The organism is Flavobacterium limi (assembly GCF_010645075.1).
Lineage (GTDB): Bacteria > Bacteroidota > Bacteroidia > Flavobacteriales > Flavobacteriaceae > Flavobacterium > Flavobacterium limi.
The window spans coordinates 228,920-254,113 of record NZ_JAADZV010000004.1 but is presented as its reverse complement, the minus strand read 5'-3'; the positions used below and the strand labels follow the sequence as shown (position 1 = coordinate 254,113).

Below are 25,194 nucleotides of genomic sequence, written 5' to 3'. Positions count from 1 at the left end.
TATTCAGGAGTAACAAAAAGAAAGTTGAATCGTCTTACTAAAAAATAAAACCGAAATAAATTTGGAAACCATACTTACAATTGAGAATCTTCATAAAAGATATGGGCGAATTCAAGCCTTAAGAAATATATCTTTTGAAATACAAAAAGGACGCGTTTATGGTATTTTAGGACCAAACGGAAGCGGAAAATCAACAACTTTAGGAATTGTTCTGAATGTTATAAACCGAACCTCAGGCATTTATAGCTGGTTCGGGGGGAAAATGCAGACTCACGAAGCTTTGAAAAAGGTGGGTGCTATAATTGAAAGACCTAATTTTTATCCTTACATGACGGCCGAAGAAAACCTGAAGCTGGTCTGCAAAATAAAAAGCATTGATTATTCTAAAATTAATGAAAAGCTTGATTTAGTTGGTTTGACAGAAAGAAAGAATAGTAAATTCAGTACTTTTTCACTCGGAATGAAGCAGCGTCTTGCCATTGCTTCAGCACTTTTAAATGATCCTGAGATTCTAATTTTGGATGAACCTACAAATGGTTTAGATCCGCAGGGAATTCATCAGATTCGGGATATTATTAAAAAAATTGCTTCACAGGGAACGACTATTTTACTGGCTTCACATTTATTGGACGAAGTTGAAAAAGTTTGTTCGCACGTAGTGGTTTTGCGAAAAGGAGAGATGCTGTATTCAGGATCTGTAGACGGAATGTCTGCAAATGAAGGTTTCTTTGAACTTCAGTCGGAGGACAATGAAGCTTTGAAATCGGTTTTGGATGACCATCCTGCTGTTGACAGAATTACAGAAGAGGACGGCAAAATTTTGGTTTACTTAAAGTCGGAGTTATCTGCTGCTCATTTAAATCAATTTTTATTTTCTAAAAACATTGCACTAAGTCATTTAGTGAAGCGTAAAAACAGTTTAGAAGCCCAATTTTTAGAATTAACCAAAAACGCCAGCGTCCAAAATAACTAACCATGAACAGACTTATCTCTATAGAATTACAAAAAATCTGGAAAAACAAAGCCAGTAAAGTATTGACATTAACTTATTTCATTTTACTTTCATTCATAGCTTTAATTGCTTCCATAAAATTTGATTTGGGGATTTTTAAATTCCATTTAGCAGAAATGGGGATTTTTAACTTCCCGTTTATTTGGCACTTTAATACTTATATTGCTGCCTGGCTGAAATTTTTTCTGGCCATTGTTATTGTTTCTATGATGGCAAATGAATACAGTTACGGTACTTTAAAACAGAATTTGATTGATGGACTAAGCAAAAAAGAATTTGTGTTGTCTAAATTTTTGACCGTAATACTTTTTGCTTTGGGTTCTACTGTTTTCGTTTTTGTGATGAGTTTAATTCTGGGTTTATGTTTTTCATCTTATAATGAGTTCGATGTAATTTTAATGGATTTAGATTATCTGTTAGCTTTTTTTGTTAAGTTGACAGGTTTCTTTTCTTTTTGTTTGTTTTTGGGGATTTTAGTAAAACGTTCGGCTTTTGCATTAGGTTTTCTTTTAGTATGGCTTTTTATTGAATCTATTGCTAGAGGGGTTTTAGCATTTTGGGTCTTTCCTAACAGCAATATTGATGAAAAAATTACTCAGTTTTTTCCATTAGAAGCGATGTCAAATTTAATTGTTGAGCCATTCACAAGATTGTCAGTAATCAAAACTATTGGTACGCAAATGGGAGTTGAAAATGTTAAAGATTACAGTGTTGACTATTTTTCAGTTTTAATTGTTCTGGTCTGGACTTTTTTGTTTGTTTACTTTTCATATAAATTATTGAAGAAAAGGGATTTGTAGCGTTGCTCATAATGTAGTTTTTTTCAGATTATTTGAATATATTTCCAGAAATAGTTTTGTGAAATCGGTAAAAAAAATGTTCTAATTTTAAAAGTAATGCAAAAATTATTACTTTTAAAATATGCTAAAAAAAATACTTTTATATCTTTTTTTACTATTTGCACCTTTTTTGAGTTTTTCACAGTTTAGCAAAACTCATTATATTCCACCCGTAGTGGCTTCAGCTGGTGTGCCTGTAGGCGAGCAGTATATCTATATTTCCACTCCAAGTTTAACTCCGGTTAAATTTAGTATAAACGAATTAGGCGGAACAACCATTATCGGTACAGTTTCCCGGGATGTACCTTATATTTTTGATATTAATGCACACAATGCAAATCAGCTGGTTCTTGAAGAATTCGATGTAAGTAGTATTATGTCGAACCGTGGCTATACTATTGAAGCATCAGATGTTGTGTATGCAACAGTAAGGATTGTTGACAGAACAGAAAATCAATCAAGTGAAATAGTTTCAAAAGGGTTGGCTGCATTGGGAACCCAATTTAGAATTAGTGGGCTTACCAATAAATTAAATAAAGGTTATTCAGACAGACATCTGACGTTTGCATCAGTATTGGCAACTGAAAACAATACGGTAGTCAACTTTAATGATATCAAGACGGGAGCAGTTTTAATCAATAATACTATTAAGGGAAACTCTGTCTCAAGTATAACTTTAAATAGCGGGGAGAGCTATACTATTGCAGTTCAGGGGCCAACTCCGGCCAATAATGATGCATTAATTGGAGCTTTAATTTCTTCGAATAAGCCTATAGCTGTAAACTGTGGCTCCTTTGCAGGGTCTAATGGTGAAGTAAGCAATAATATAGATTTAGGGTTCGATCAGATTGTTTCTGCAGAAAGAACAGGGACCGATTACATTTTTATTAAAAGTACGGGTTCACAAAATGTTGAAAAAGTGATTTTAATCGCTCATGAAGATAATACCGAAATATTTTTGAATGGATCTTCAACTCCAGATTATACTATCAATGCCGGGGAATACGTTTCACTTTTAGGTTCTGATTATAACATTCATGGTAACTTGTATGTCCACTCTAGCAAAAATATTTTTGCCTATCAAAGTATTGGGGATGCTGCAAGAGGAGATGAAGCTAATCAGGAAATGTTTTTTGTGCCTCCATTAAGTTGCCAGACTCCAAAATCTATTGACAATATTCCTTCAATTGAGTCAATAGGAAATCGTGTTTTTACTGGAAGGGTTACACTTACGACGAAAAAAGGTTCAGATTTAAATTTTATAATTGATAAAATCCCTTATACTTTAGCTTCACTGCTTCCGGAAGTAAAGGTTTTTGGCCCAACTGCCGTAACAGGAAATACAGAATATGAATGTTATGTACTCACCGGACTAAAAGGTAATGTTTCTGTTTTTTCTACTTCTCAATTGTATCTGGCTGCATATGGCAGTGATGGTGCGGCAACATTTGGAGGGTACTACTCAGGCTTTACATTTAAACCCGAAATCAATTTTCAACAATTAAGTGTGAGCCAGTCAGGCTGTATTCCTAATGTCAGGCTTAATGTAAGTTCTGTTGCCGGATTTGATGTGTTTCAATGGTATTTTAACAACGCCGAAATTCCGGGAGCTAATTCAAACAGCTATTCACCAACACAGCCGGGATACTACAAAGTAAGAGCGACATTGTCAGCCTGTGGGACAGAATTTTTTTCGGATGAAATTCCGGTTAGCGATTGTCCGGCAGATATGGATAATGACAAAATCAATGATAATATAGATCTGGATAATGATGCAGATGGAATAGCCAATTGTACTGAATCGTTTGGGAATCAGAATATCGATCATTCTAATTTAAGTTCTAATGTAATTTCCGTAGCCGGTGCTTACACGAATTTATTTTCAGGAGTTGTAACGACTTCAGTGACAGCGAGCAGCGTACCTTTTTTAGGAAATCCTGACGGAAGTTTTGTCAGTGAAGTACCAGCCGGAAAAACGAACTGGGTAAAATATACGATGACTTTTGCTAAGCCTGCTTCAGTTGGACTCTATTATATTTCAGCAGGAAATGCTTCTGATTTGCTAAATTCTACTGCTGAATATGTTGTGAATTCAGAAATCAACAAAACAATAACGGTGTTGAATCCAAACAACCAACTGTTGATAGATACCAATTATGACGGTTTTTATGAAAGCGGTGTAACTGAATTTTCATCCTTTGAAATTCGTTTCAGATTAAATGGTGCAGTTCCATTAGCAGCTGGTACAGGAACTTTTAAATTTTTAACGAATCAGTCTAAAATGATTAGTTTTAAGCATCAAAATTTATCCGACACAGCTCTAAATAAAACATCCTTACAGTTTTATTTAGCTTGTGTTCCTAAAGATTCTGATGGTGATGGAATTTCAGATCAGTTAGATTTAGATAGTGATAATGATGGTATTCCGGATGCTGTTGAAGCACAGGGGGTAAACTTAAAAGTCGCATCTAATGTTGATGCCAATCATGATGGAATAGACGATGTTTATGGAAACGGGTTAATACCAGCAGATTTCGACAATGATACTATTCCAAATTATTTAGATTTGGATAGCGATAATGACGGAATTTACGATTTAACAGAATCTGGAAGTAATGCTGCAGATACAAATCTAAACGGCATAATTGATGGGAATAATTTCGGAGCAAACGGATTAGCAAATGCTGTAGAAACTACTCCCGAAAGTGGAAAATTAAATTACAGTATAACAGATACTGATTCAGACAGTATTTATAATTATATTGAGCTTGACAGTGATAATGATTTGTGTTCAGACGTTATAGAAGCCGGATTTATTGATGGTAATAATGATCATTTTTTGGGATCGGTTTCTCCTCCATCGGTAAATAAAAATGGTATTGTTACAAGTGGCACAGGCTATGCGAATCCAAATTTAAATTATACGATTGCTGCGCCTATTATTATTGATAAACAACCCGAAAGTAAATCGGTTTGTGAATTGCAAAATGCAGTTTTTACAGTCACGGCTGCCTCAATTACCGGTTATCAATGGCAGGTTTCTGTTAATAATGGCTCAACATGGGCTGATTTGATTAATAATGCAACATATGCAGGAGTAAATACATTATCATTGACAGTTTCAGGTGTTATAAAAACTATGGATACTTATCGATATAGAGTGTTTTTGAACCGGACAGGCAATTCATGCGGATTATATTCGAATGCTGCAACTTTGACAATATTAGCTTTACCAACGGTTAATTCTCCAGTTACTATGGTGCAGTGTGATGATGATACGGATGGTATTTCTACATTTAATCTGACACAGAAGAATAATGATATTTCAGCCAATTCAGCATTAGAAAAATTCAGTTACTACACCACCTTTGCAGGAGCAGAATCAAAAGACAACTTATCATTAATTGCAAATCCTTTACTTTACATTACTTCAGACAGATCTATTTATGTTCGTACTGAAAATATAAATGGGTGTTTTAGTGTTTCACAGTTGAATCTTGTAGTGTCTGTTACTCAGATTCCGAATAGCTTTCAAATTCAGGATTATCAGGTTTGTGATGATTTAATAGACGGAGTCAGCACAGATACAGATGGTATTTCTAATTTTGATTTTAGCAATGTAGCACAGGAGATTAAAAATACACTTCCGTTTCCTGCATCAAATTACATTGTAAATTACTATAGAAATGAAACAGATTTTTTGACTGAAACAGATGCTTCAGGAAATTCATTAGCGATTACAGGTATTTCAAATTATAGAAACACCGGATATCCAAATAATCAGAAAATATGGGCAAGGGTCGAAAATTCCTTGTCTAATGAGTGTTTTGGATTTACAACTTTTAATTTAATAGTAAATCCATTTCCAAATATAGATTTAAATACAGATGGTCTGGAAAATGAAATTGTCTGTAATAATCTGCCGGAATTTAAGGTGAAGCTTGAAGCAGGGATTAATGATGGTACATCAATAAATAACTATACATATCAATGGTATTTGGATGGGAATGTAATTCCGGGGGCAACATTTTATTCGATAGAAGTTAATAAAGAAGGAACCTATAGTGTTGAGGTAAAAAACACAAATAATTGTTCCAGAAACAGAATTATAAAAGTTGTGGCATCAGACATAGCTGATATTAAAGAGATTAAAGTTAATGATTTAAGTGAGTATAACTCGGTTTCGATTGATGTTACAGGGCCTGGAAATTACGTCTATAGTATTAGGGATGTAAACGGACCATATCAGGATTCTAGTCTATTCCAAAATGTTGATGTTGGTTTTCATACCATTTATATAAAAGATTTAAACGGTTGCGGAATAACTGAACAAGCAATTGCAGTTCTAGGAGCTCCAAAATTTTTCACTCCAAATGGAGATGGTCATAACGATACCTGGAATGTAAAAGGTGTAAGTGCAGATTTTTATTCTAAATCAATCATTTATATTTTTGACAGATATGGAAAACTGATTAACCAGATTTCTCCTTTTGGTTCGGGTTGGGATGGCACATTTCAGGGAAATCCGATGCCGGCTGACGATTACTGGTATACTGCAAAATTTGAGGATGGCCGTGAGGCAAAAGGACATTTTAGTTTAAAAAGATAATATTGCTTTTAATTTTAAATTTCAGGTATTGTAGTAATATTAAAAAAAAATCCCAAACTCCATAATAATTGGAATTTGAGATTTTTATATTCAATTTTTAGAAAAATTATATTTTATATCTTTTTCTGTCAGTTTCACTTAAATAAATCTTTCTTAAACGAAGAGATTTTGGTGTAACTTCAACGTATTCATCTTTTTGGATATACTCTAAAGCTTCTTCTAATGAGAATTTGATAGCAGGAATGATTCTCGCTTTATCATCAGCTCCTGAAGAACGTACGTTAGAAAGTTTTTTCGTTTTAGTAACGTTAACGGTCATATCGTCGCTACGAGTGTTTTCTCCAATTACCTGACCTTCATAGATATCCTCGTTTGGATCAACGAAGAATTTGCCTCGATCTTGTAATTTATCGATAGAATAAGGAATTGCTTTTCCGTTTTCCATAGAGATTAATGAACCGTTGTTACGCCCAGGAATTTCTCCTTTGTATGGTTCGTATCCAATGAAACGGTGTGCCATAATAGCTTCACCGGCAGTTGCAGTAAGTAATTGATTTCTTAAACCGATAATTCCACGAGATGGAATGTTGAATTTAATAATCATACGCTCTCCTTTACCTTCCATAGAAAGCATTTCGCCTTTACGGATAGTTACGAATTCAACTGCTCTACCAGAAAGGTTTTCAGGTAAATCAATAGTTAATTCCTCAATTGGCTCACATTTCACACCATCAACTTCTTTGATGATAACTTGTGGCTGACCAATTTGAAGCTCGTATCCTTCTCTTCTCATTGTTTCTATAAGAACAGATAAATGAAGTACGCCACGACCAAATACCATAAATTTATCAGCAGAATCAGTTTCAGCAACACGCATTGCTAAGTTTTTCTCTAACTCTTTTGTCAGTCTTTCTCTAATATGTCTTGAAGTAACAAATTTACCTTCTTTACCAAAGAAAGGAGAATCGTTAATCGTAAACAACATACTCATAGTTGGTTCATCGATAGCAATAGTCTGCAAAGCTTCAGGATTTTCAAAATCAGCGATAGTGTCACCAATTTCAAAGCCTTCAATACCTACAACAGCACAAATATCACCAGCTATAACTTCTTCCACCTTTTTACGTCCAAGACCTTCAAAAGTGTGTAATTCCTTAATTCGTGATTTGATTACTTTTCCATCTCGTTTTACCAGAGAGATTGGCATTCCTTCTTTTAATACACCTCTTTCAAGACGGCCAATTGCGATACGGCCTGTAAAAGAAGAGAAATCCAAAGATGTAATTAGCATTTGCGGAGTTCCTTCAGAAACTTTAGGAGCAGGAACATTGGCAATAACCATGTCTAATAATGGCTCAATATTTTCAGTTTGATTTTTCCAGTCATCAGACATCCAGTTGTTTTTAGCTGAACCATAAACAGTTGGGAAATCTAATTGCTCTTCAGTAGCGCCTAATTCAAACATCAAATCAAAAACTTTTTCATGAACTTCTTCAGGTGTACAGTTTTCTTTGTCAACTTTATTGATAACTACGCAAGGCTTAAGCCCTAAATCAATTGCTTTTTGTAATACGAAACGAGTTTGAGGCATAGGACCTTCAAAGGCATCCACTAATAAACATACACCATCGGCCATGTTCAATACACGTTCTACTTCACCTCCAAAATCGGCGTGACCTGGAGTGTCAATAATATTGATTTTTGTTCCTTTATATTGAACAGAAACGTTTTTTGAAGTAATAGTAATACCTCTCTCACGTTCTAAATCGTTATTATCAAGAATTAAATCACCTGTGTTTTCGTTGTCACGAAATAATTGACAGTGATACATAATTTTATCAACCAAAGTGGTTTTACCGTGATCGACGTGGGCAATAATTGCAATGTTTCTAATAGATTCCATCTGTGATTTTTAATGGGCGCAAAGGTACACTTTATTTTGATAAAAAAAACGTTTTGAAGATAGTTTACGTAATGCCAACGAATTAGTTTAACGAAATAGTAATAATTCAATAGATTTAAACACATTTCAATTTGGTTCAGTCTGGTTTATTTGCCTATATTTGAGTAATGAAAAGTAAACCTAAACAAATTACGCTGGTATATATTATCATTTCGTTATTTATGGCTATCTTATGTCATAAATTTCTGGTTTGCTACGCTCTAAAAACGGAATTCTTTTATTTTAGTTTTCTTAAAGACATCTTTTTTATACTTTTTACGGGGTTGATTTTTAATTATATTTTAACTAAAAATGAAAGTAGGAATATTTCCATTTTAAAGAAAATGCAGCTCACTAATGAAGAGATTAAAGAGTCTAATGAAAAGTACGATATAGTTGCAAAAGCTACAAGTGATACCATATGGGACTGGAGAATCCAGGAAGATTATATTACATGGAATAAAGGAATCGAAAATGTTTTTGGATACAGGCAGTCAGATGTAGGGGCAACTTCTAAGTGGTGGTTTGATAAAATCCATCCCGAGGACAGCATCAGAATGTCTGTTAAATTATACTCTTTTATTGAGCAGAAAACCGAGAAATGGCAGGATCAGTACCGCTTCAGATGTGTTGATGGAAGCTATAAATATGTTTTGGACAGAGGTTTCCTTTTGAAAGATGAAAATGGTAAAGCTATCAGAATGATAGGAGCTATTCAGGATATCACAAAGCAAAAAGAAGAGGAACAGCGGCTTAAACTTTTAGAAACTGTAATTATCCAGTCTAAAGATTCTATCTTAATTACCGAAGCAAATTCTACTGACGGTAAAATTCCGAGGATTGTTTACGTAAACCCTGCTTTTTCCAAGATGTCCGGATACGAATCCGATGAAATCCTGGGGCAGTCGCCAAATGTTTTTAAAGGGCCAAACTCAGATTCTGAAGCATTAAAGAAAGTATTAAAAGCCATCAAAGAAGAAAAGGAATGTTTAATCGAAACCATAAGTTACAGAAAAGATAAAAAGGAGTATTGGGTTCGTTTTTCCATGATTCCAATTTTTAATTCAGAGGGTGTTTTGTCGCATTGGATATCAATTCAACAGGATATTACTGAGGAAAGGAAACTGGAAACAGAAAAAGAACATTTAATCCGTGAATTGACTCAAAACAACAAAGATTTAAAACAGTTTTCTTATATAACTTCACATAATCTGCGAGCTCCATTGTCTAATTTGATGGGGTTGTTAAATTTAATTGAGTACATACCTATTGATAATCCTGAATTACAAGAGATTCTTAATGGCTTTTATAAATCAACGTACTTGCTCAATGAAACAATCAATGATCTGGTAAAGGTTATCATTATAAAAGATAATCCTTCGATGCAGAAAGAAATGGTTTCTCTGGCTGAAGTTTTTGAAAATGTATTTGGCCAGCTATCATTTCAAATAGAAGCACATAAGCCAATAATAAAACTTAAATTGGATAAAGTTCCTTTACTTAACACTAATAAGGCATATATTGAAAGTATATTACTAAATTTGTTGACCAATTCTATAAAATATAAATCAGAGAACAGAAAATTAAAAATTTCTATAACTGCTGAGCAGATTGATCAGAAAGTTTTTTTGACCTTTACTGATAATGGAATTGGTATTGATTTAGAGAGAAACGGTGATAAAGTTTTTGGGTTATACCAAAGGTTTCATAATTATCCCGATAGTAAAGGTCTTGGGTTGTATCTGGTAAAATCCCAGGTAGAAACTATGGGTGGAACGATAAGTGTTGAAAGTGAGGTAAACAAAGGAACCTCGTTTATCATAGTATTTAAAAATTAAGTTATGCTGAAACAAATTTTATGTATTGATGACGATCCTATTACGTTAATGCTATCAAAAAAGGTAATTTCAAAGGCAGATTTTTCTGAATTAGTCATTACAGCCCAAAATGGTGAAGAAGCATTGTCGTATTTTAATGCTTTAAAGTATGGTAAAGATCAGTCAATAAAAAAACCGCAATTGATTTTTCTGGATTTAAATATGCCGGTCATGGGAGGCTGGGAATTTTTAGATCATTTTATATCATCAGATTATGATGAGTTTAATTCTATACCTGTAATTGTTTTGTCCTCAACAATTAATCCTGAAGATTTGGACAAAGCCAAAAAATATCCAATTATTATTGATTTCCTTTCTAAGCCTATAACGTTACAGATGTTGGAATATCTGAAAAATAAAATTGAATCATAAAAAAACGGCAATTAGATTTAATTGCCGTTTTTTGTTTAAGTAAGTAATAGAAAATGAATCCTTCTTAGTTTTTTTCTTCTTTATTGAAATATACTAAGTAGTAATACATTTGTTTTTCTTCATCCCAGCCTTTTTCGACAAATTTCTCTGCGCTTTCAGGATTAATAAAATCCATTTTAATCTGAATATGAGTATCCAGATTAATTACGTTTTTAATCGATTTTCTGGCGTCAGAAACGGCTGCGTTTGCAATAGGGAATGAAGTTACATCTTCGATGCTGTATTTTTCTCCTTTGTCAACTTTATAGTTTTTAAATTCTGGAATTAAGTCAGGGTTATCTAATACTTCATTTAAGAAATTTTGCTCTTCAAACTGATCATTTTTAGCGAAATAATTCACAGATCTGTTCATGAACATTACTTCTTCTTTCTTGTCTTCTGCTGGCAGAACCACATCTTTAGCGAAGTTTTGACAGAATTTCAAATACTTTTTAGTAATGAAATTTTCATCTTCAAAAGCATCCACAGATAAAAAGTGCTCCAGCCAGTAACGTGCGTCGTAACGGTTGCTGTCTACCGTTAAAATTTTGTATCCTTCTTCTTTTTTATAGTTGAAGATCAGACATCCTTTATCTAATTTACTCAGGTTGATTCCCTGCTGTAATATCATTTCAAGGTTGCTGTCTTTTTCCTCAAATTGTAAAAAATCAGATTGCAGCTCACTTTTAAAAATTCCAATTGCATCAACAACGTTGTTGTCAATACTTAAATTAGTCAGATAGGTTACATAAACTTCTCCATTTTTAATGTGCGGATGGTTTGATTGTTCGTATAAATGCTTCGTAATTTTTTTTGAAACCTCCTGAACACTGGAAGGATTTGCGAAAATTTCAGTTGCAAATTTAAACATGTCATTGTAATCCAGATCCACTTCGTGTGCAAACTGATAATAGTTTTCTTCTTTTTCCCTAAATGGTTTAAAAAAGTATTCTTTTATCAAAGGAACAATTTCATCATTTAAATTAAAGGGCTGTTCCGATAAAAAAATCGCTTCGTTTCGGCTTTTGTTTCCTACGCGATGTATCGCCAGAGTCTCGATGTGTGTATTGAAAAGGTTTATCATATTTTGAGTTACTGAGATTCTAAGTTTCTAAGATACTAAGTTATTTAAATAGTGTCTTTTAATTTTTTTATTAACGACGCTAACATTCTTTCTATCTCTCGACTATCCTCATATAAATTGTTAAATTCTTCTTCGGTTATGTAAATTATGTTTTTAGCAATTTCAAGCTGAGTCTGCATTTCAAAAATTGATCCAAGAGAAATATATAAAAATCGTAAAAAATCTTTAGTGCTTTCTCTTCCAGATCCTTCTGCAATATTACTTGGAATTGATACTGAACTTCGACGTATTTGTGAAGTTAATCCAAAAGTTTCTTCTTTTGGAAAAGTTCGTGTTACTTTATAAATTTTGGTAACTAAGGAAATTGATTTTTGCCAAACCAAGATTTTTCTAAAATGACTCATTCATTTATATTTTAAAATTAAACTTAAAAATAAGAAAAATCTTCTAAAAATAAAACTCAGTGTCTTAGGATCTCTGCACTTAGAAACTTCATGTTAATTCCAATTCTCCTCAAAACCAAAATCTTCAAAACTGTCGTCACCTTCGAACATATCAAGATCATCTTCATCTAGGTCATCTTCAAATTCACCATAGATATCATTGTGCATGTCATCAGCTTCAAAGTTTTTTTCAATGGCGTCTGATGGCATTTCACCGTGAGAGAATAAAGTTTCAGGGTAAGTAACTCCAACTTGCTCATCTTCTATCGCAGCCAATTCCACTAAGAAAGTCCACATACTGATGAAATCATAAACGTAGATAATCTTGGTATTTTCTTTATCTAAAATACTGGATAACGGATAATCACTCATGGTTCTTATTTCTCCCGGAACATCTCCAGTATCAAAAAGCGGAATTTCATCTTCCTGATTCCAGGTGTCATCACAAGTATAAAATGAAGCCACTTCTGATCCGTCAAAGCCAAAAGCGTTGAAGATTGCATTGTGTAAATCTTCAAGCGTATCGTCTTCAAGAATGGCGATGTCTCTAAAAATATCTTCTTCGGCGTCTAGAATTACTCTAAATTTATAAACCATAATCTTTGTTTTTATTGAGAGGTCAAAGGTAAAATATAAATTATGATTTATGAATTAGTAAATACGATTTGTTGAAAACATTTTAGAGAAAAATAGAAAAATTCCAAAACCAGTATGTTACTGCTTTTTCGCCAGCCGTTTTCGAATTTTGTGATAATGTTTATGATAAGTACTATGACTTGGATATGTTCTGCTGGATGTCATGTTGTTGAAAATTAATGCTGTAAAAAGCAAAATCAAAACGCCAATTAACACCGGAGAAAGTACATACATATAACCAAGATCTTTTATTTTGTCTGATCCAATAACTGCTATAAGAGCCGTTGCGCCTCCTGGTGGATGTAAAGTTTTGGTAATCTGCATTAGAATTATAGCCAGTGAAACAGCCAAAGGTGCTGCAATCCATATAATATCCGGGGCCAATTTATGAACGGTAACACCAATGAATGCTGAAACTAAATGTCCCCCAACTAAATTCCGTGGCTGGGAAAACGGACTCTGAATTATTCCGTATACAAGCACACTTGATGCTCCAAAAGAACCTATTAAATAAACCGCATCATTTCCTGAAAAATGCATCGATTGGATATAAGCCAGGATTCCAATACCGGCAAATGATCCTAAAAAGGACCAAAAATGTTCCTTGTAATCAACTAAAGTTTCTTTGTAAAGAATGTAACGTGTTTTGCGATATCCTCTTTTTATTTTTTGAACAGGCATTTTATAATTTTTTGCTTGTTATTTGTTTTTTTTCGTTATGTTTTTAAATATACTTTGCAGCAGGCTATTGTTCTGTATATTGTGTTGATCTATAGTTTGTTAGTTTTAAATTATTTTACTAAACCTGAAGAATAACTATATACAGTATATGGATAAATCATTTTTGCCGTGTATTTCGAAATTAAACAAACGACAAGAATCGGGAAAAATAAGGTGTAATCGTTTGTGAGTCCGCATACTAGAAATATAGCCGTAAAAGGTGCGTGAATACTGGCACTTAGTACTGCAGCCATTCCGATAATCATAAAGTTAACCGGAATTACATGAATCTGAAAAAAAGTATTTAAAACAGAAGCCAGTAATAATCCTAAAAAAGCCCCGATAAAAAGACTTGGTGCAAAAACGCCTCCATCACCGCCGGACGCTAATGTTATGGATGTAACAATTGGTTTTAGAAGCAATATACCAATAAAAGTTAAGGCTAAAGTGAATGTCATTATTTGATTTGGAGCAATGAAACTGGTTTTAATTGCATGATATCCCTCGCCGTATAATTGCGGAAAAATAAACAGTGAAATACTTAAAACCGCTGATCCAATTATGATTTTGTAATAATGCGTATCGATTTTTCCGAATTGAGATTTAAAAAACAAAACACAACGAGTCAGATAAACAGAATTCATTCCGGCCAAAATCCCTAAAAGAATAAAATACGGAATCGCTTTTAAATGCCAGGTTGTGATTGAGATCGCAAACAAAGGTTCTTCTTTTAGGATAGTAAGTAATCCAAAAGCAATTGTAACCGCTATGACATTTGATATGATAAATGCTCTGGTTACTTTTCTTGAAATAACTTCAAAGGCAAATAAAATTCCTGCAATTGGGCTGCTGAATAAGGCTGTAACTCCGGCAGCAACTCCTGCACAAATTAATTCGGTCTTGTATTGACGGAAAACATTTTCTTTTTCGTGAGCTACGGAGCCAATTGTTGCTGTGGCTACTACGGTAGAAACTTCTATTCCTGTTGACCCCCCAAAAATAACAGTTAACAATCCGTTGATAAAGTGAGAAGGAATTTTATAAGAAGGTAAATTTTTAGATTTAGATCCGGTACTTTCAAAAACTTCTTTGATTCCTTTGTTTTCTTTTTTCTTAAAAAGATATTGTCTTAGAAAATAAATTACAGATAATCCAAAAACCGGAAAAATGATATAAAAAATCGGATTTACCGATACTTCATGAAAGAAGATTTCTTCGTAATATTCGGTTATTTTTTTTAATGATATTCCGAGAAAGGCTGAAAGGAAGCCAATTAAGATAGAAACAATAACTAATTTTCGAAACTTAATAAATTGATGATTTTTTTTAATTTGCGCCGTTTTGTTCATCAGACTTTAAATTTTGTAGATTGCATTTTTTTATGCGGATTACAAAATTAGAGAATCAAATTGGGTTTTAAATAAAAAATACTCAGTATAATATGTTAAAATTGAGGATATAGGAAAAATCTTTCAGTATGTTTTTGTCAGCATAGCGACGAAATATCTCACAGAATAATCTTCATGAGAACATCATCTTTCATAAAATTCTATTGGTAATAAGTCTGGATCGGCGATAAAAGTAAATCTTTTTTCGGTGGTTTCATCAATCCGGATGGGTTCTGATTCGATATTTTTAGAATTCAAAAAAGCAACTGTTTCTTCCAGATTAATCACTTCAAAAGCCAAATGGCGTAATCCAACAGCTTCAGGTCTTGAAGGTCTTTTTGGCGGATTTGGGAATGAAAATAATTCAACAATATAAGTGCCGTTTAGAGCTAAGTCGAGTTTATAAGACTGACGTTCCTCGCGGTATATTTCTCTAATAATAGTTAAACCTAAAACTTCGGTATAAAAAGTTTTAGATTTTTGATAATCGGAGCATAAGATAGCGATGTGGTGAACTTTGTTTAAGCTAAGCATTATTTGTTTGATTCAGATTCCTGATTTAATTTTTTTATAACTTTTGCCGGATTTCCAACAGCCAGTGAATTGTCGGGAATGTTTTTGGTAACAACCGATCCGGCACCAATAACACAGCCTTTCCCGATGGTTACACCCGGACAAATTACAGAGTTCCCACCAATCCAGGTGTCATCTCCAATTGTGACAGGATAAGCATTTTCAAGTGTTTTTCTCAGTTCAGCGTCAAGTGGATGATGAGCTGTATAAATCTGAACATTCGGAGCAATAAAAACATTCGATCCTATAGTTACCGGCGCACAATCCAGCACTACACAATTGACATTAAAATAAACATTGTCCCCAGCAAAAATATTATAACCATAGTCACAATGAAATGGAGGTTCGATATAAAAACCCGCTCCGGTATTCGGAATTAACTCTTTTAAAACTTCTTTTGCTTTTTTGGTAACCCGGTATTCTTTTACATTCAAAGTGTGCAAAAGATTTTTGGCTGTCCGGCGTCCTTTAACTAATTCCGGATCAAAAGCATTGTAGTATTCGCCGGACATCATTTTTTCTTTTTCGGTTTTCATATAGGGTATTATATTTTCATCTTAGCGATTTTCTCATGTATTTTTACAGTTTCCTGCAAAGCTGCCGTGCAATACCAGGGCGTTAATTCGGCTTCGAGCAAATTCGCTTTTATAGCGGGATCTGTAGCCACAAGTGCTTCAGCTTCGGCTATTGTTTCTACATTAAAAATATAAATGCCGCGATAATTTCTGTCGTTTTTCATAAAAGGTCCGGCAACAACCAGTTTTCCTTCTTTTGCCAATTTGTTGATGTTGGTCATATGACCTTCAAACAACTTTTTGCTTTCTTCTTTTGTAGCAGTTTTATTCGTTCCCGACTTTAAAAGACAAAACACATATTTCTTCATTCCGTATTCATCTGCATTCAGGGATTTAGCAAGCTTCTCATCAAACTTACTCTCAGTTTCTTGTGAAAAACTAATTAAGCCGAATAGAAAAAATACTAAAATAAAAAGTGAGTTTTTCATAATGTTCCTTTTGACCATTAAAGCATTTTTTTCAAAATAACAATCTGACCTAAATGGTAAACATCATGCTGTATAATTCCGTGAATGTGTTCGTAATACGTATGATTATTGTTAGCATATATTTTTGCTAAATCTTCATCATTAAAATCCTCAAAAAAAGCATTCCAGGCTTCTTGTGTTTTTGCAAGTGTCTGAAGTGATTGTGCCCAGGCTGCTTCAGACGGATCTATAACCGGAACAAAATAATTATGATCGGGTGTTATAATTGTTTCTCCCTGCATCCGCTGCAAAATGTTTCTTCTCCATTGAATCAAATGATTGACAATTTCCCAAATCGTATTAAGATTAGGATTTATTTTTCTGTAAGCCTGCTCGGCAGTTACGTTTTCTAATGTATGGGACAAAGTAACTTCCAGCCACGGATTTCCATTATAAATGGACTGATAGAGATTTGAAATTCTTTTACTTTCTGACATAATTGAAGGTTTTTGCTATTCATAGCTAAGATACAAATTAGTATTTTACAACTCATCCCCAAAAATCTACAATTGGGTTATTTAATATTTTTTAACAAGAAAAGTTAAAATACATTTGCTTCATCAAAATCAAAGAAGAAATGAAAACCAAATTACTTTTAACAATACCTTTTTTATTTTTTACAGCTTTTATTCTGGCTCAAAATACTATTTCGGGAAAAGTTCTGGATCAAAAAGGAAAACCGATTGCCGGGGCTAATATTTATTTAGACGGAACTTATGACGGAGCAACAAGTTCTGAAACCGGAGAATTTTCTTTTGAAACTACAGAAACCGAAAATAAATTTTTAGTCGTTAGTTTTTTGCTTTTCGAAACTTTCAAAACAGAAATTGATGTTGCCAATTATAAAGATCAAACAATTAAATTAAGAGAAAATATTAATGCTCTTGATGCTGTTGTCATTACAGCAGGAACTTTGGAATCCGGGGATAAAGCGAGAGTTTCAGTTTTAAAACCTCTGGATATTGTAACAACGGCCGGTTCTGCCGGAAATATTATTGCAGCACTGCAGACTTTACCCGGAACACAGACTGTTGGCGAAGACGGGCGTTTGTTTGTGCGTGGAGGAGAAGCCAGCGAAACCCAGACTTTTGTAGACGGGATTCGTGTCGCTCAGCCATATGGGGCAACAACCAATAATTTGCCAACCCGTGGAAGATTTTCTCCTTTTTTATTCAGCGGAATTGCATTTTCAACAGGAGGTTATTCAGCGGAGTACGGGGAAGCTTTATCAAGTGTTTTATTACTGAATACACAGGATGAACCTGATATGGACAAAACTGATATTTCTTTGATGACTGTTGGTTTAGGGGTAGGAAATACGCAAAAATGGAAAAAAAGTTCTTTGAGTGTCAATACAGCTTACATTAACCTGGCACCTTATCAGGCTGTTATTCCGCAGAATGTAGACTGGAATAGTCCATATCAGTCATTCTCCGGGGAAACTGTTTACCGCTATCATTTTACAAACGGAATTTTTAAATTATACGCTGCTTTCGATGCTTCTAAATTCGATCTGAATCAGGAAAATATAAATTTCGAAGATAAAATCAGAACTGATTTGAACAATAATAATTTCTATCTGAATGCGTCTTATAAAGGGACTTTTGGTACTGGCTGGCAATTAACTTCAGGAATCAGTTATGGATACAGTCTTAACAAAGTCAAATATGATATAAATGATGTTAATAATGACGAGAATGCAGCACAATTGAAACTAAAATTAAGAAAAACTGTTTCGGATTATTTTAAATTGTCTTTTGGAGCTGATTATTTTATAACCAAATTCAATGAAAATTTTGATGACAATGCATCCATCCAGGCTTCAAATGGTTATGATTCAAATATTGCTGCATTTTATACAGAAGGAGATATTTTATTTTCGAAAAATTTAGCTGCAAAAGTGGGTTTCAGACTTTCGAATAATAGTTTGTTAAATGAAACCAATATTGCACCGAGAGCTTCATTAGCTTATAAAGTTTCAAAAAGCAGTCAGTTTTCTTTCGCTTATGGAGATTTTACACAAACGCCTGTAGTTGATTATATCAAATATTCCAAATATCATCAATTCGAAAGTGAAAAAGCCAGACATTATATCTTAAATTATCAATTTACAAAACCGGGGCAGACTTTTAGAGCCGAAGCTTATTACAAAGATTACAGTAATTTGGTTCAGTATGATACCAGAGATATTCAGTACAATTCGGTTTTCAATAATAATGGTTCGGGATATGCAAAAGGGCTGGATTTATTTTGGCGAGACAGTAATTTGCATAAAAACTTAGAATACTGGATATCTTACTCATACATAGATTCTGAAAGGCAATATAAAAATTTCCCGGCTATGGCAACTCCAAATTTTATTGCAAATCATAGTTTATCCGTTGTAACAAAATATTTCATTACCGAATGGAAATCGCAAATTGGTTTCACAAACAGTTACAGTTCGGGGCGTCCGTACAACGATCCAAACCAAACGCAATTTATGAACGGAAAAACAAAGTCGTACAACAGTTTGAGTTTTAACTGGGCGTATTTATTGACAACACAAAAAATACTGTATTTCTCTGTTTCAAATATATTTGGCACTCAAAATGTTTTTGGATATGATTATGCCAGAACTCCTGATTCGAACGGAGTGTATCAAAGACAAGTCGTAGTGTCAACTGCAGACCGCTTTTTCTTTCTGGGTTTCTTCTGGACTATCAGTAAGAATAAGAATGAAAATCAGTTGAAGAATTTATAATCTAATGAAACCTTAGAGGTTGAATAGAAATCTCAAAAAACAATTCAGTCGTAAAATTCGACAACTCAGTATCATTTAATTTTGAAACAGTAAAATCTTACATACTTTTGAAGTGTAATCATAAAATTGAATAAATCAGAGTTTTAATCATCAGTCTAAAATTGTATTAATTAAAAAAAAGAAATCATGACCAAAATTATCACCATTATTGTATTATTTATATGTAGTATCATATCTGCCCAAAATGTAAAACTTACTGTTGCTGTTTCAGGTTTAAAAAACAATACGGGAGTTGTAAAAGTAGGTTTGTACAATTCAGATGGTACATTTCTTAAAACGACCTACAAGAGCCTATCCTCTGACATTAAAAACAATAAAGCAGTTGTAACATTTACAGATCTTCCGGCAGGAGAATACGCAATTTCAACTTATCACGATGAAAACAATAACGGAAAAATGGACAAAAATATGATGGGAATTCCTTCTGAAGATTATGCCGCTTCAAACAATGCAAAAGGATTTATGGGACCGCCATCCTACAAAGATGCAAAATTTGTTATTGGGAAAGATTCAAAAATTGAAATTGTATTATAAATAGTAACTAACAAAAAATCAAAATAACCATTTAAAGAACTTATAAAATGAAAAAAGTCATCACATTAATCACATTATTCGTAGTAATAATCAGTTCAGCACAAACACAATTTGAAAAAGGAATGGAGAAAGCTTTCGGACTTTGGAAAGAAGGAAAAAATGAAGAAGCTTCGGCAATGTTTGAAAGGATTGCAGCAGCAGACAAAAACAGCTATCTGCCAAATTATTATGTGGCATTAATCAACACAACATCCGTTTTTATCGAAAAGGACAGAACCAAAATTGATTTGTTATTGACAAAAGCTCAGGACGCTTTGGATAAGGAAATAATAAAAGACCAAAACAATGCCGAATTACATGTTTTGCAGGCTTTGATTTATACAGGATATGTAGTTGCTGACCCAATGACAAACGGAATGAAATATTCGGCTAAAGTAATGGAATGTTATGCTAAAGCAAAAGCAATAGATCCAAATAACCCAAGAGCTGTTTTTGGGGAAGCAGACTATCAGTTAGGCGGCGCAAAATGGACAGGAGTGGATACAAAACCACTTTGTATACAGGTTGATAAAGCTATCGAACTTTTCGCTACTTTTAAACAGGAAACACCATTTTCTCCAAAATGGGGATTAGACAGAGCTTTGGAAGCACAAAAAAATTGCAAAAAATAAGGAATAATATAAGCAGAATAAAATGAAAAATTATGGAAATACATATGCAGATTTAAAAAGCGGAACAATTGTTTCCTTTAAGATTTCCCTGATTTTTACAGTAATATTTTCAGCTTGTTTAGGAGATGATTTAAATGTTCAAAATGTTCTTTTAACTTTTTTTATAAGCTGCCTTTATTCGTTTGGGGTAGGCTTTGGAAACGGATACATTAATGTCCTCTTAGATAAAAAATGGGATTGGCTGGAGCAGACTAATTTAAGAGTTTACTATGGAATTATAGTTACTGTTATGTATACGGTTCCCGTAGTTTTAGCAATAAATTATTACATCTATGTTGTTTTGCAAAATGTTCCCTTAGATAAATTTTTTAGTGAGAGAATGATTTGGATACACTTGTTTTACATCATCTTGTCTTTAGGAGTTTCGACTTTTATGCAGGCCCGGAGCTTTATGGTAAAATGGAAACAGGCATCAAGATTTGAAATCACACAGCAAAAGATTATTGCAGGAACAGCAAGTGCTAAATTCGAGAGTTTAAAAAATCAGATCGACCCGCATTTTCTTTTCAACAGCTTAAACGTATTAAGTTCTTTGATTGAAGAAAATCCGGAGAATGCACAACGATTTACGACTTCATTATCAAAAATCTACCGTTATGTTTTAGAACAAAAAGATAAAGAGCTGGTTTCCGTTGAAGATGAATTGTCATTTGCAAAAACGTATATGAATCTTTTAAAAATGCGCTTCGAAAATAGTTTGTTTTATGAATTGCCAACAACTGCTATTAATCCGGATGCTAAGGTGGTTCCGTTGTCGTTACAGCTTTTGCTTGAAAATACTGTAAAACACAATATAGTAAGCGAACAGAAACCATTGCATATCCGAATTTTTGTGGATGGGGATTGCCTGGGAATTCAAAATGATTTTCAGAAGAAAGAAGTTTTACAGGACAGACAGGGAGTTGGACTTCAAAATATTGTAAACCGATACGCAATTGTAACAAACAGAAAGGTTTTGATTGAACAAAATGAACAAACATTCACAGTTAAGATTCCGATTCTAACCAAACAAATATCAGTTATGGAAACAAATTCAACATATAATGACGAAAACAGAGCTTATTTCAGAGCTAAAAAAAGAGTGCAGGAATTAAAGGGATTTTACGGGAATGTAATTTCATATTGCTGTATCATACCGTTTTTAATTTTTATAAATTTGAGGTTCTCGCCTGGATTTCAGTGGTTTTGGTTTTCAGCTTTGGGATGGGGATTTGGAGTTGTAATGCACGCCTTTAAAGTTTTTGGTTACAGTTCTGATTGGGAAGAACGAAAAATCAGGGAAATCCTCGAAAAAGAAAATAACAAGCAAACATGGAAATAGTTATGGAACCGGATTATACAGAAGCAGAGCGTTATTATCAGGCTCAAAAAAGAGTACAGGAAGTCAGAAAATTTTATGAACATCTCATCGTCTTCCTGATATCGAATCCCATACTTATTGTTGTTAATTTAATGACCTGCCCGGGTTATTTATGGTTTGTGTGGTCATTATTGGGCTGGGGATTCGCGATTATTATGCACGGAATCAAAGCGTTTAGGGTTTCACCGGCTTTTAATAAGGAGTGGGAAGAACGTAAAATAAAGGAGATTTTAGAAAAAGAAAATAAAAAATGGGAGTAGTTATGGAAATAAATTATGATGAAGACGACAAATATCATCTTGCAAAAAAGAAGGTAGAAGATATAAAAGGATTTTACGGAAATTTAATCTCTTATATCAGTGTAAATATTTTTTTAATTTGTATCAATCTGTATACTTCACCAGATCATTTATGGTTTTACTGGCCTTTAATTTGGTGGGGACTGGGTGTAGTTTTTCATGGACTGAAAGTTTTCGAAGTTTTTCCGGGTTTTGGTAAAGACTGGGAAGAACGAAAAATCAAAGAGCTTATGGATAAAGAAAATGAGAACAAAAACAAATGGCAATAACCTTTAAATCAGAATAAAATGGGACGTTGTAGAAAACGCTTTTACGAACAGTACGGGAAAGAATTTGAAAATGATGAAAGTTTTGAAATAGCATATAAAAAAGTAAAAAGAATCAAAGGTTTTTATTCGCACTTAAAAGTATATTTAATAGTAAATGCAATCATTATTGTTTCAAATATAAACAGAGATTTTATTGGAAGCAGATTTAATGACAGCGGATTTTCAGACTGGCACACGTATTCGACTGCATTATTTTGGGGAATAGGATTACTGGGGCACGGAATATCAGTTTTTGGTCGTGATATCTTTTTTGGTGATGACTGGGAAGAAAAAAAAATTCAGGAGTACATGCGTAAACAACAACCTAACAATAATAAATGGGAATAATTTTAAATCATTTTTCAGTTAATAAATGACTACATTAATTATAGAAGACGAAAAACCTGCAGCAAGATTATTACAGCGAAAGCTTGAAAAACTCGAGATTGTTGTAGAAACAATGCTACATTCTGTTGAAGAATCCATTGATTGGTTTGGCAACAACGAACATCCGGATTTGATTTTTTTGGATATTCAGTTGTCAGATGGTTTATCTTTTGAAATTTTTGAAAAAATAGACATTAAAAGCGCTATTATTTTTACAACGGCTTATGATGAATACGCTTTGAAAGCATTTAAACTGAATAGCATTGATTATCTTTTAAAGCCAATCGATGAGGATGATCTTGAAATTGCAGTACAAAAATATAGAACAAGAATCCCGCAACAGCATTCCGGTAACCAAAACTTTCAGCTTGATTTTGAACAAATCCGGCGAATGCTTTCAAATCCTTTTGAAAAGACTTATAAAAAGAGATTTACTGTTAAAATTGGTCAGCATTTAAAGATTATTACTACTGATGAAATTGAATGTTTTTTTAGCGAAAACAAAGGAACTTATATTCACACCTTCGATAATAGAAATTATTTAATCGATTCTACCTTAGAAATTTTGGAACAGGAACTGGATATGAAAGATTTCTTTCGTGTGAGCAGAAAATATATTGTACCACTTTTGGCTGTCAAAGAAATTCAGGTTTACACCAATTCCCGTTTAAAAGTGATTTTACCTAGTTATAAGGAGGATGAGGTAATTGTAAGCAGGGAAAAAGTTCAGGATTTTAAGTGCTGGCTTGGATAAATTTTGTAAAAATGTAAAATATAAAATATAAAATATAAAATATAAAATATGAAATGTGAAATGTGAAATGAAGCCGTCTTGTAGAATTTTATGTAATGACGATTCTAGTCGAATTTTAATCCGGTTTAATAGATGCCGAACCTGTTAAAACTTTAGGCTCGGCACATATAAAATCATTATTTACTCAAACGATGCAGAGTATATGTCATTGCGCTCAAAAGGAAAAATGCCATTACCTGATGAATTAATCCTAAAGCCAAAGGAACACTGAACAATAGAGTAAAAACACCAAGGGCAAACTGAATAAAAACAAAAATCACCAAAATGTTAATTCCTTTTGACTGCGTATTGGTAAGAGAATATTTTTTGCTTTTGAAATACAAGAAAAGAATAATAGCTACTACTGCATAAGCAAAAGTTCTGTGAACAAATTGAACACCGCTTTTTCCTTCAATTAAATTTTTTATCAAAGTCGATTGCTCAATAAAAACCGATTCATGAATAAATTCTCCGTCGCTCATCAACGGCCAGTGATTGTGAATTAATCCGGCATTCAGTCCGGCTACAAATCCACCGTAGATAATTTGGATCAATAAAGCGACTAATGCATATCTGGCGATAGTGCGAAGCGGAAGAATTTTATTGATGTTTCTTTCAGGATAAATTAAATCAAGGGCAACCCAAAGGGTATAAGCAAAAGTGATAAAGGCAAAAGTAAGGTGAAGCGAAAGTCTGAAATGGCTTACATCCGGATTGTCAATCAATCCGCTTCTTACCATAAACCATCCTAAGAATCCCTGAAAACCGCCCATTGCCAAAAGAACAATACATTTTTTAATGGTTTCGGTATCTAATTTCTTTTTGATTAAAAAGTACACAAACGGAATAAAAAATACTAAACCAATAATACGTCCAATAAAACGATGAAACCATTCCCAAAAATAAATGAATTTATAATCTGCTAATTGAAAATCGTTGTGGATATTGATTTTTTGATACTCCGGAAATTTCTTGTACTGTTCAAAAGCCTCGTTCCATTTGGCTTCTGTTAAAGGCGGAAAAGTATCCGTTACCAAATGCCAGTCCGTCATAGATAAACCTGAATTCGTCAAACGGGTAATACCGCCCACGACAACCATTAAAAATAATAAAACACAGCCTGATAGTAACCAAATGATTACTGATTTATTCTCTTTTTTCATTCTTTTCCGATTAATTCGATTTCAGTTTTTTGTTTATAAATCCTTTTTAAATAGAATTTTGCGAAATAATAATTTGTAATAATATTTAAAGTCAATGCTATAATTGATTTAAGAATTCGACTAGTATAGCCATGATTTATTTCAATTTTGAAAGTATTTAACAGCAAATTTTGCTCAACTGCATACGTTAGAATGCCAAAGATAAAAATTGAAAAAATGCAGAATGATAAAAACAAAATT

At 33.3% G+C, this 25,194-nt stretch carries 24 protein-coding genes; 13 read left to right on the top strand and 11 right to left on the bottom strand.

The window, feature by feature from the left end:
• Positions 1 to 61: 61 nt before the first annotated feature.
• The 3 genes from GXM16_RS10570 to GXM16_RS10560 all read left to right on the top strand — a co-directional run bounded on the left by GXM16_RS10570 (position 62) and on the right by GXM16_RS10560 (position 6,460).
• Entirely contained in the window at positions 62 to 973 is a 912-nt protein-coding gene (locus GXM16_RS10570) for an ABC transporter ATP-binding protein (RefSeq protein WP_163394342.1), read from the top strand.
• Positions 974 to 975: 2 nt separating this feature from the next.
• Positions 976 to 1,812 (top strand): ABC transporter permease, encoded by an 837-nt coding sequence (locus GXM16_RS10565; RefSeq protein WP_163394341.1) that lies wholly within the window; start codon positions 976 to 978, stop codon positions 1,810 to 1,812.
• Positions 1,813 to 1,933: 121 nt separating this feature from the next.
• On the top strand, positions 1,934 to 6,460 hold the full coding sequence (locus tag GXM16_RS10560) for a T9SS type B sorting domain-containing protein (RefSeq protein WP_163394340.1): 4,527 nt from the start codon (positions 1,934 to 1,936) through the stop codon (positions 6,458 to 6,460).
• 106 nt (positions 6,461 to 6,566) lie between these two features.
• Here GXM16_RS10560 and typA read toward each other — a convergent pair whose 3' ends face one another.
• Positions 6,567 to 8,363: a translational GTPase TypA gene (gene typA, locus GXM16_RS10555; RefSeq protein WP_163394339.1), complete on the bottom strand. Its 1,797-nt coding sequence runs from the start codon at positions 8,361 to 8,363 to the stop codon at positions 6,567 to 6,569.
• Between the two features lie 383 nt (positions 8,364 to 8,746).
• On the opposite strand from typA, the gene GXM16_RS10550 reads away from it, so the two are divergent.
• Both GXM16_RS10550 and GXM16_RS10545 read left to right on the top strand, forming a co-directional pair.
• Entirely contained in the window at positions 8,747 to 10,240 is a 1,494-nt protein-coding gene (locus GXM16_RS10550) for a PAS domain-containing sensor histidine kinase (RefSeq protein WP_229684318.1), read from the top strand.
• Between the two features lie 3 nt (positions 10,241 to 10,243).
• Positions 10,244 to 10,651 (top strand): response regulator, encoded by a 408-nt coding sequence (locus tag GXM16_RS10545; RefSeq protein ID WP_163394337.1) that lies wholly within the window; start codon positions 10,244 to 10,246, stop codon positions 10,649 to 10,651.
• 64 nt (positions 10,652 to 10,715) lie between these two features.
• On the opposite strand, the gene GXM16_RS10540 is transcribed toward GXM16_RS10545, so the two are convergent.
• From GXM16_RS10540 to GXM16_RS10500, 9 genes are all read right to left on the bottom strand, one after another.
• On the bottom strand, positions 10,716 to 11,774 hold the full coding sequence (locus GXM16_RS10540) for a nucleoid-associated protein (protein WP_163394336.1): 1,059 nt from the start codon (positions 11,772 to 11,774) through the stop codon (positions 10,716 to 10,718).
• A 44-nt stretch (positions 11,775 to 11,818) separates the two neighbouring features.
• Positions 11,819 to 12,178, bottom strand: coding sequence for a four helix bundle protein (locus GXM16_RS10535; RefSeq protein ID WP_163394335.1), 360 nt, complete (start codon positions 12,176 to 12,178; stop codon positions 11,819 to 11,821).
• Positions 12,179 to 12,271: 93 nt separating this feature from the next.
• The gene (locus tag GXM16_RS10530) at positions 12,272 to 12,814 is read right to left on the bottom strand and encodes an IS1096 element passenger TnpR family protein (RefSeq protein ID WP_163394334.1); all 543 of its coding nucleotides are present in this window, start codon (positions 12,812 to 12,814) and stop codon (positions 12,272 to 12,274) included.
• Positions 12,815 to 12,931: 117 nt separating this feature from the next.
• Positions 12,932 to 13,534, bottom strand: a complete 603-nt coding sequence (locus GXM16_RS10525; protein ID WP_163394333.1) for an HPP family protein — start codon at positions 13,532 to 13,534, stop codon at positions 12,932 to 12,934.
• A 110-nt stretch (positions 13,535 to 13,644) separates the two neighbouring features.
• Positions 13,645 to 14,922 carry a chloride channel protein gene (locus tag GXM16_RS10520; RefSeq protein WP_163394332.1) on the bottom strand — a complete coding sequence of 426 codons (1,278 nt, stop codon included), beginning with the start codon at positions 14,920 to 14,922 and terminating at the stop codon, positions 13,645 to 13,647.
• Between the two features lie 183 nt (positions 14,923 to 15,105).
• Positions 15,106 to 15,495: an SMU1112c/YaeR family gloxylase I-like metalloprotein gene (gloA2, locus tag GXM16_RS10515; RefSeq protein ID WP_163394331.1), complete on the bottom strand. Its 390-nt coding sequence runs from the start codon at positions 15,493 to 15,495 to the stop codon at positions 15,106 to 15,108.
• Positions 15,495 to 16,070 carry a sugar O-acetyltransferase gene (locus GXM16_RS10510; protein WP_163394330.1) on the bottom strand — a complete coding sequence of 192 codons (576 nt, stop codon included), beginning with the start codon at positions 16,068 to 16,070 and terminating at the stop codon, positions 15,495 to 15,497. The genes gloA2 and GXM16_RS10510 overlap by 1 nt, the downstream gene beginning before the upstream one ends.
• A gap of 8 nt (positions 16,071 to 16,078) precedes the next feature.
• Positions 16,079 to 16,537 (bottom strand): YciI family protein, encoded by a 459-nt coding sequence (locus GXM16_RS10505; protein WP_163394329.1) that lies wholly within the window; start codon positions 16,535 to 16,537, stop codon positions 16,079 to 16,081.
• A 17-nt stretch (positions 16,538 to 16,554) separates the two neighbouring features.
• On the bottom strand, positions 16,555 to 17,013 hold the full coding sequence (locus GXM16_RS10500) for a DinB family protein (RefSeq protein WP_163394328.1): 459 nt from the start codon (positions 17,011 to 17,013) through the stop codon (positions 16,555 to 16,557).
• Between the two features lie 140 nt (positions 17,014 to 17,153).
• On the opposite strand from GXM16_RS10500, the gene GXM16_RS10495 reads away from it, so the two are divergent.
• The 8 genes from GXM16_RS10495 (at position 17,154) to GXM16_RS10460 (ending at position 23,752) form a co-directional block, all read left to right on the top strand.
• Entirely contained in the window at positions 17,154 to 19,319 is a 2,166-nt protein-coding gene (locus GXM16_RS10495; RefSeq protein ID WP_163394327.1) for a TonB-dependent receptor, read from the top strand.
• A 186-nt stretch (positions 19,320 to 19,505) separates the two neighbouring features.
• Positions 19,506 to 19,913 (top strand): DUF2141 domain-containing protein, encoded by a 408-nt coding sequence (locus GXM16_RS10490; protein WP_163394326.1) that lies wholly within the window; start codon positions 19,506 to 19,508, stop codon positions 19,911 to 19,913.
• A gap of 47 nt (positions 19,914 to 19,960) precedes the next feature.
• Positions 19,961 to 20,584: a hypothetical protein gene (locus tag GXM16_RS10485; RefSeq protein ID WP_163394325.1), complete on the top strand. Its 624-nt coding sequence runs from the start codon at positions 19,961 to 19,963 to the stop codon at positions 20,582 to 20,584.
• Between the two features lie 22 nt (positions 20,585 to 20,606).
• On the top strand, positions 20,607 to 21,965 hold the full coding sequence (locus tag GXM16_RS10480; RefSeq protein ID WP_163394324.1) for a histidine kinase: 1,359 nt from the start codon (positions 20,607 to 20,609) through the stop codon (positions 21,963 to 21,965).
• Positions 21,956 to 22,264: a 2TM domain-containing protein gene (locus tag GXM16_RS10475; RefSeq protein ID WP_308422534.1), complete on the top strand. Its 309-nt coding sequence runs from the start codon at positions 21,956 to 21,958 to the stop codon at positions 22,262 to 22,264. Before GXM16_RS10480 ends, GXM16_RS10475 begins: the two co-directional genes overlap by 10 nt.
• Positions 22,255 to 22,572: a 2TM domain-containing protein gene (locus GXM16_RS10470; RefSeq protein WP_163394323.1), complete on the top strand. Its 318-nt coding sequence runs from the start codon at positions 22,255 to 22,257 to the stop codon at positions 22,570 to 22,572. Before GXM16_RS10475 ends, GXM16_RS10470 begins: the two co-directional genes overlap by 10 nt.
• Before the next feature lie 18 nt (positions 22,573 to 22,590).
• Positions 22,591 to 22,959, top strand: a complete 369-nt coding sequence (locus GXM16_RS10465) for a 2TM domain-containing protein (protein ID WP_163394322.1) — start codon at positions 22,591 to 22,593, stop codon at positions 22,957 to 22,959.
• Positions 22,960 to 22,984: 25 nt separating this feature from the next.
• The gene (locus GXM16_RS10460) at positions 22,985 to 23,752 is read left to right on the top strand and encodes a LytR/AlgR family response regulator transcription factor (RefSeq protein ID WP_163394321.1); all 768 of its coding nucleotides are present in this window, start codon (positions 22,985 to 22,987) and stop codon (positions 23,750 to 23,752) included.
• A 176-nt stretch (positions 23,753 to 23,928) separates the two neighbouring features.
• Here GXM16_RS10460 and GXM16_RS10455 read toward each other — a convergent pair whose 3' ends face one another.
• The gene (locus GXM16_RS10455; RefSeq protein WP_163394320.1) at positions 23,929 to 24,954 is read right to left on the bottom strand and encodes a COX15/CtaA family protein; all 1,026 of its coding nucleotides are present in this window, start codon (positions 24,952 to 24,954) and stop codon (positions 23,929 to 23,931) included.
• Positions 24,955 to 25,194: the final 240 nt, after the last annotated feature.

What these genes read in the sequence shown, in the direction of transcription:
- GXM16_RS10545 (WP_163394337.1), top strand. Translation starts at nt 10,244, where the DNA reads ATGCTGAAACAAATTTTATGTATTGATGACGATCCTATTACGTTAATG.
- GXM16_RS10465 (WP_163394322.1), top strand. Translation starts at nt 22,591, where the DNA reads ATGGGACGTTGTAGAAAACGCTTTTACGAACAGTACGGGAAAGAATTT.
- GXM16_RS10505 (WP_163394329.1), bottom strand. Translation starts at nt 16,537, where the DNA reads ATGAAAAACTCACTTTTTATTTTAGTATTTTTTCTATTCGGCTTAATT.
- GXM16_RS10535 (WP_163394335.1), bottom strand. Translation starts at nt 12,178, where the DNA reads ATGAGTCATTTTAGAAAAATCTTGGTTTGGCAAAAATCAATTTCCTTA.
- GXM16_RS10455 (WP_163394320.1), bottom strand. Translation starts at nt 24,954, where the DNA reads ATGAAAAAAGAGAATAAATCAGTAATCATTTGGTTACTATCAGGCTGT.
- GXM16_RS10560 (WP_163394340.1), top strand. Translation starts at nt 1,934, where the DNA reads ATGCTAAAAAAAATACTTTTATATCTTTTTTTACTATTTGCACCTTTT.
- GXM16_RS10540 (WP_163394336.1), bottom strand. Translation starts at nt 11,774, where the DNA reads ATGATAAACCTTTTCAATACACACATCGAGACTCTGGCGATACATCGC.
- GXM16_RS10530 (WP_163394334.1), bottom strand. Translation starts at nt 12,814, where the DNA reads ATGGTTTATAAATTTAGAGTAATTCTAGACGCCGAAGAAGATATTTTT.
- typA (WP_163394339.1), bottom strand. Translation starts at nt 8,363, where the DNA reads ATGGAATCTATTAGAAACATTGCAATTATTGCCCACGTCGATCACGGT.
- GXM16_RS10510 (WP_163394330.1), bottom strand. Translation starts at nt 16,070, where the DNA reads ATGAAAACCGAAAAAGAAAAAATGATGTCCGGCGAATACTACAATGCT.
- GXM16_RS10475 (WP_308422534.1), top strand. Translation starts at nt 21,956, where the DNA reads ATGGAAATAGTTATGGAACCGGATTATACAGAAGCAGAGCGTTATTAT.
- GXM16_RS10550 (WP_229684318.1), top strand. Translation starts at nt 8,747, where the DNA reads ATGCAGCTCACTAATGAAGAGATTAAAGAGTCTAATGAAAAGTACGAT.
- GXM16_RS10490 (WP_163394326.1), top strand. Translation starts at nt 19,506, where the DNA reads ATGACCAAAATTATCACCATTATTGTATTATTTATATGTAGTATCATA.
- GXM16_RS10460 (WP_163394321.1), top strand. Translation starts at nt 22,985, where the DNA reads ATGACTACATTAATTATAGAAGACGAAAAACCTGCAGCAAGATTATTA.
- GXM16_RS10485 (WP_163394325.1), top strand. Translation starts at nt 19,961, where the DNA reads ATGAAAAAAGTCATCACATTAATCACATTATTCGTAGTAATAATCAGT.
- GXM16_RS10470 (WP_163394323.1), top strand. Translation starts at nt 22,255, where the DNA reads ATGGGAGTAGTTATGGAAATAAATTATGATGAAGACGACAAATATCAT.
- gloA2 (WP_163394331.1), bottom strand. Translation starts at nt 15,495, where the DNA reads ATGCTTAGCTTAAACAAAGTTCACCACATCGCTATCTTATGCTCCGAT.
- GXM16_RS10565 (WP_163394341.1), top strand. Translation starts at nt 976, where the DNA reads ATGAACAGACTTATCTCTATAGAATTACAAAAAATCTGGAAAAACAAA.
- GXM16_RS10525 (WP_163394333.1), bottom strand. Translation starts at nt 13,534, where the DNA reads ATGCCTGTTCAAAAAATAAAAAGAGGATATCGCAAAACACGTTACATT.
- GXM16_RS10520 (WP_163394332.1), bottom strand. Translation starts at nt 14,922, where the DNA reads ATGAACAAAACGGCGCAAATTAAAAAAAATCATCAATTTATTAAGTTT.
- GXM16_RS10500 (WP_163394328.1), bottom strand. Translation starts at nt 17,013, where the DNA reads ATGTCAGAAAGTAAAAGAATTTCAAATCTCTATCAGTCCATTTATAAT.
- GXM16_RS10495 (WP_163394327.1), top strand. Translation starts at nt 17,154, where the DNA reads ATGAAAACCAAATTACTTTTAACAATACCTTTTTTATTTTTTACAGCT.
- GXM16_RS10480 (WP_163394324.1), top strand. Translation starts at nt 20,607, where the DNA reads ATGAAAAATTATGGAAATACATATGCAGATTTAAAAAGCGGAACAATT.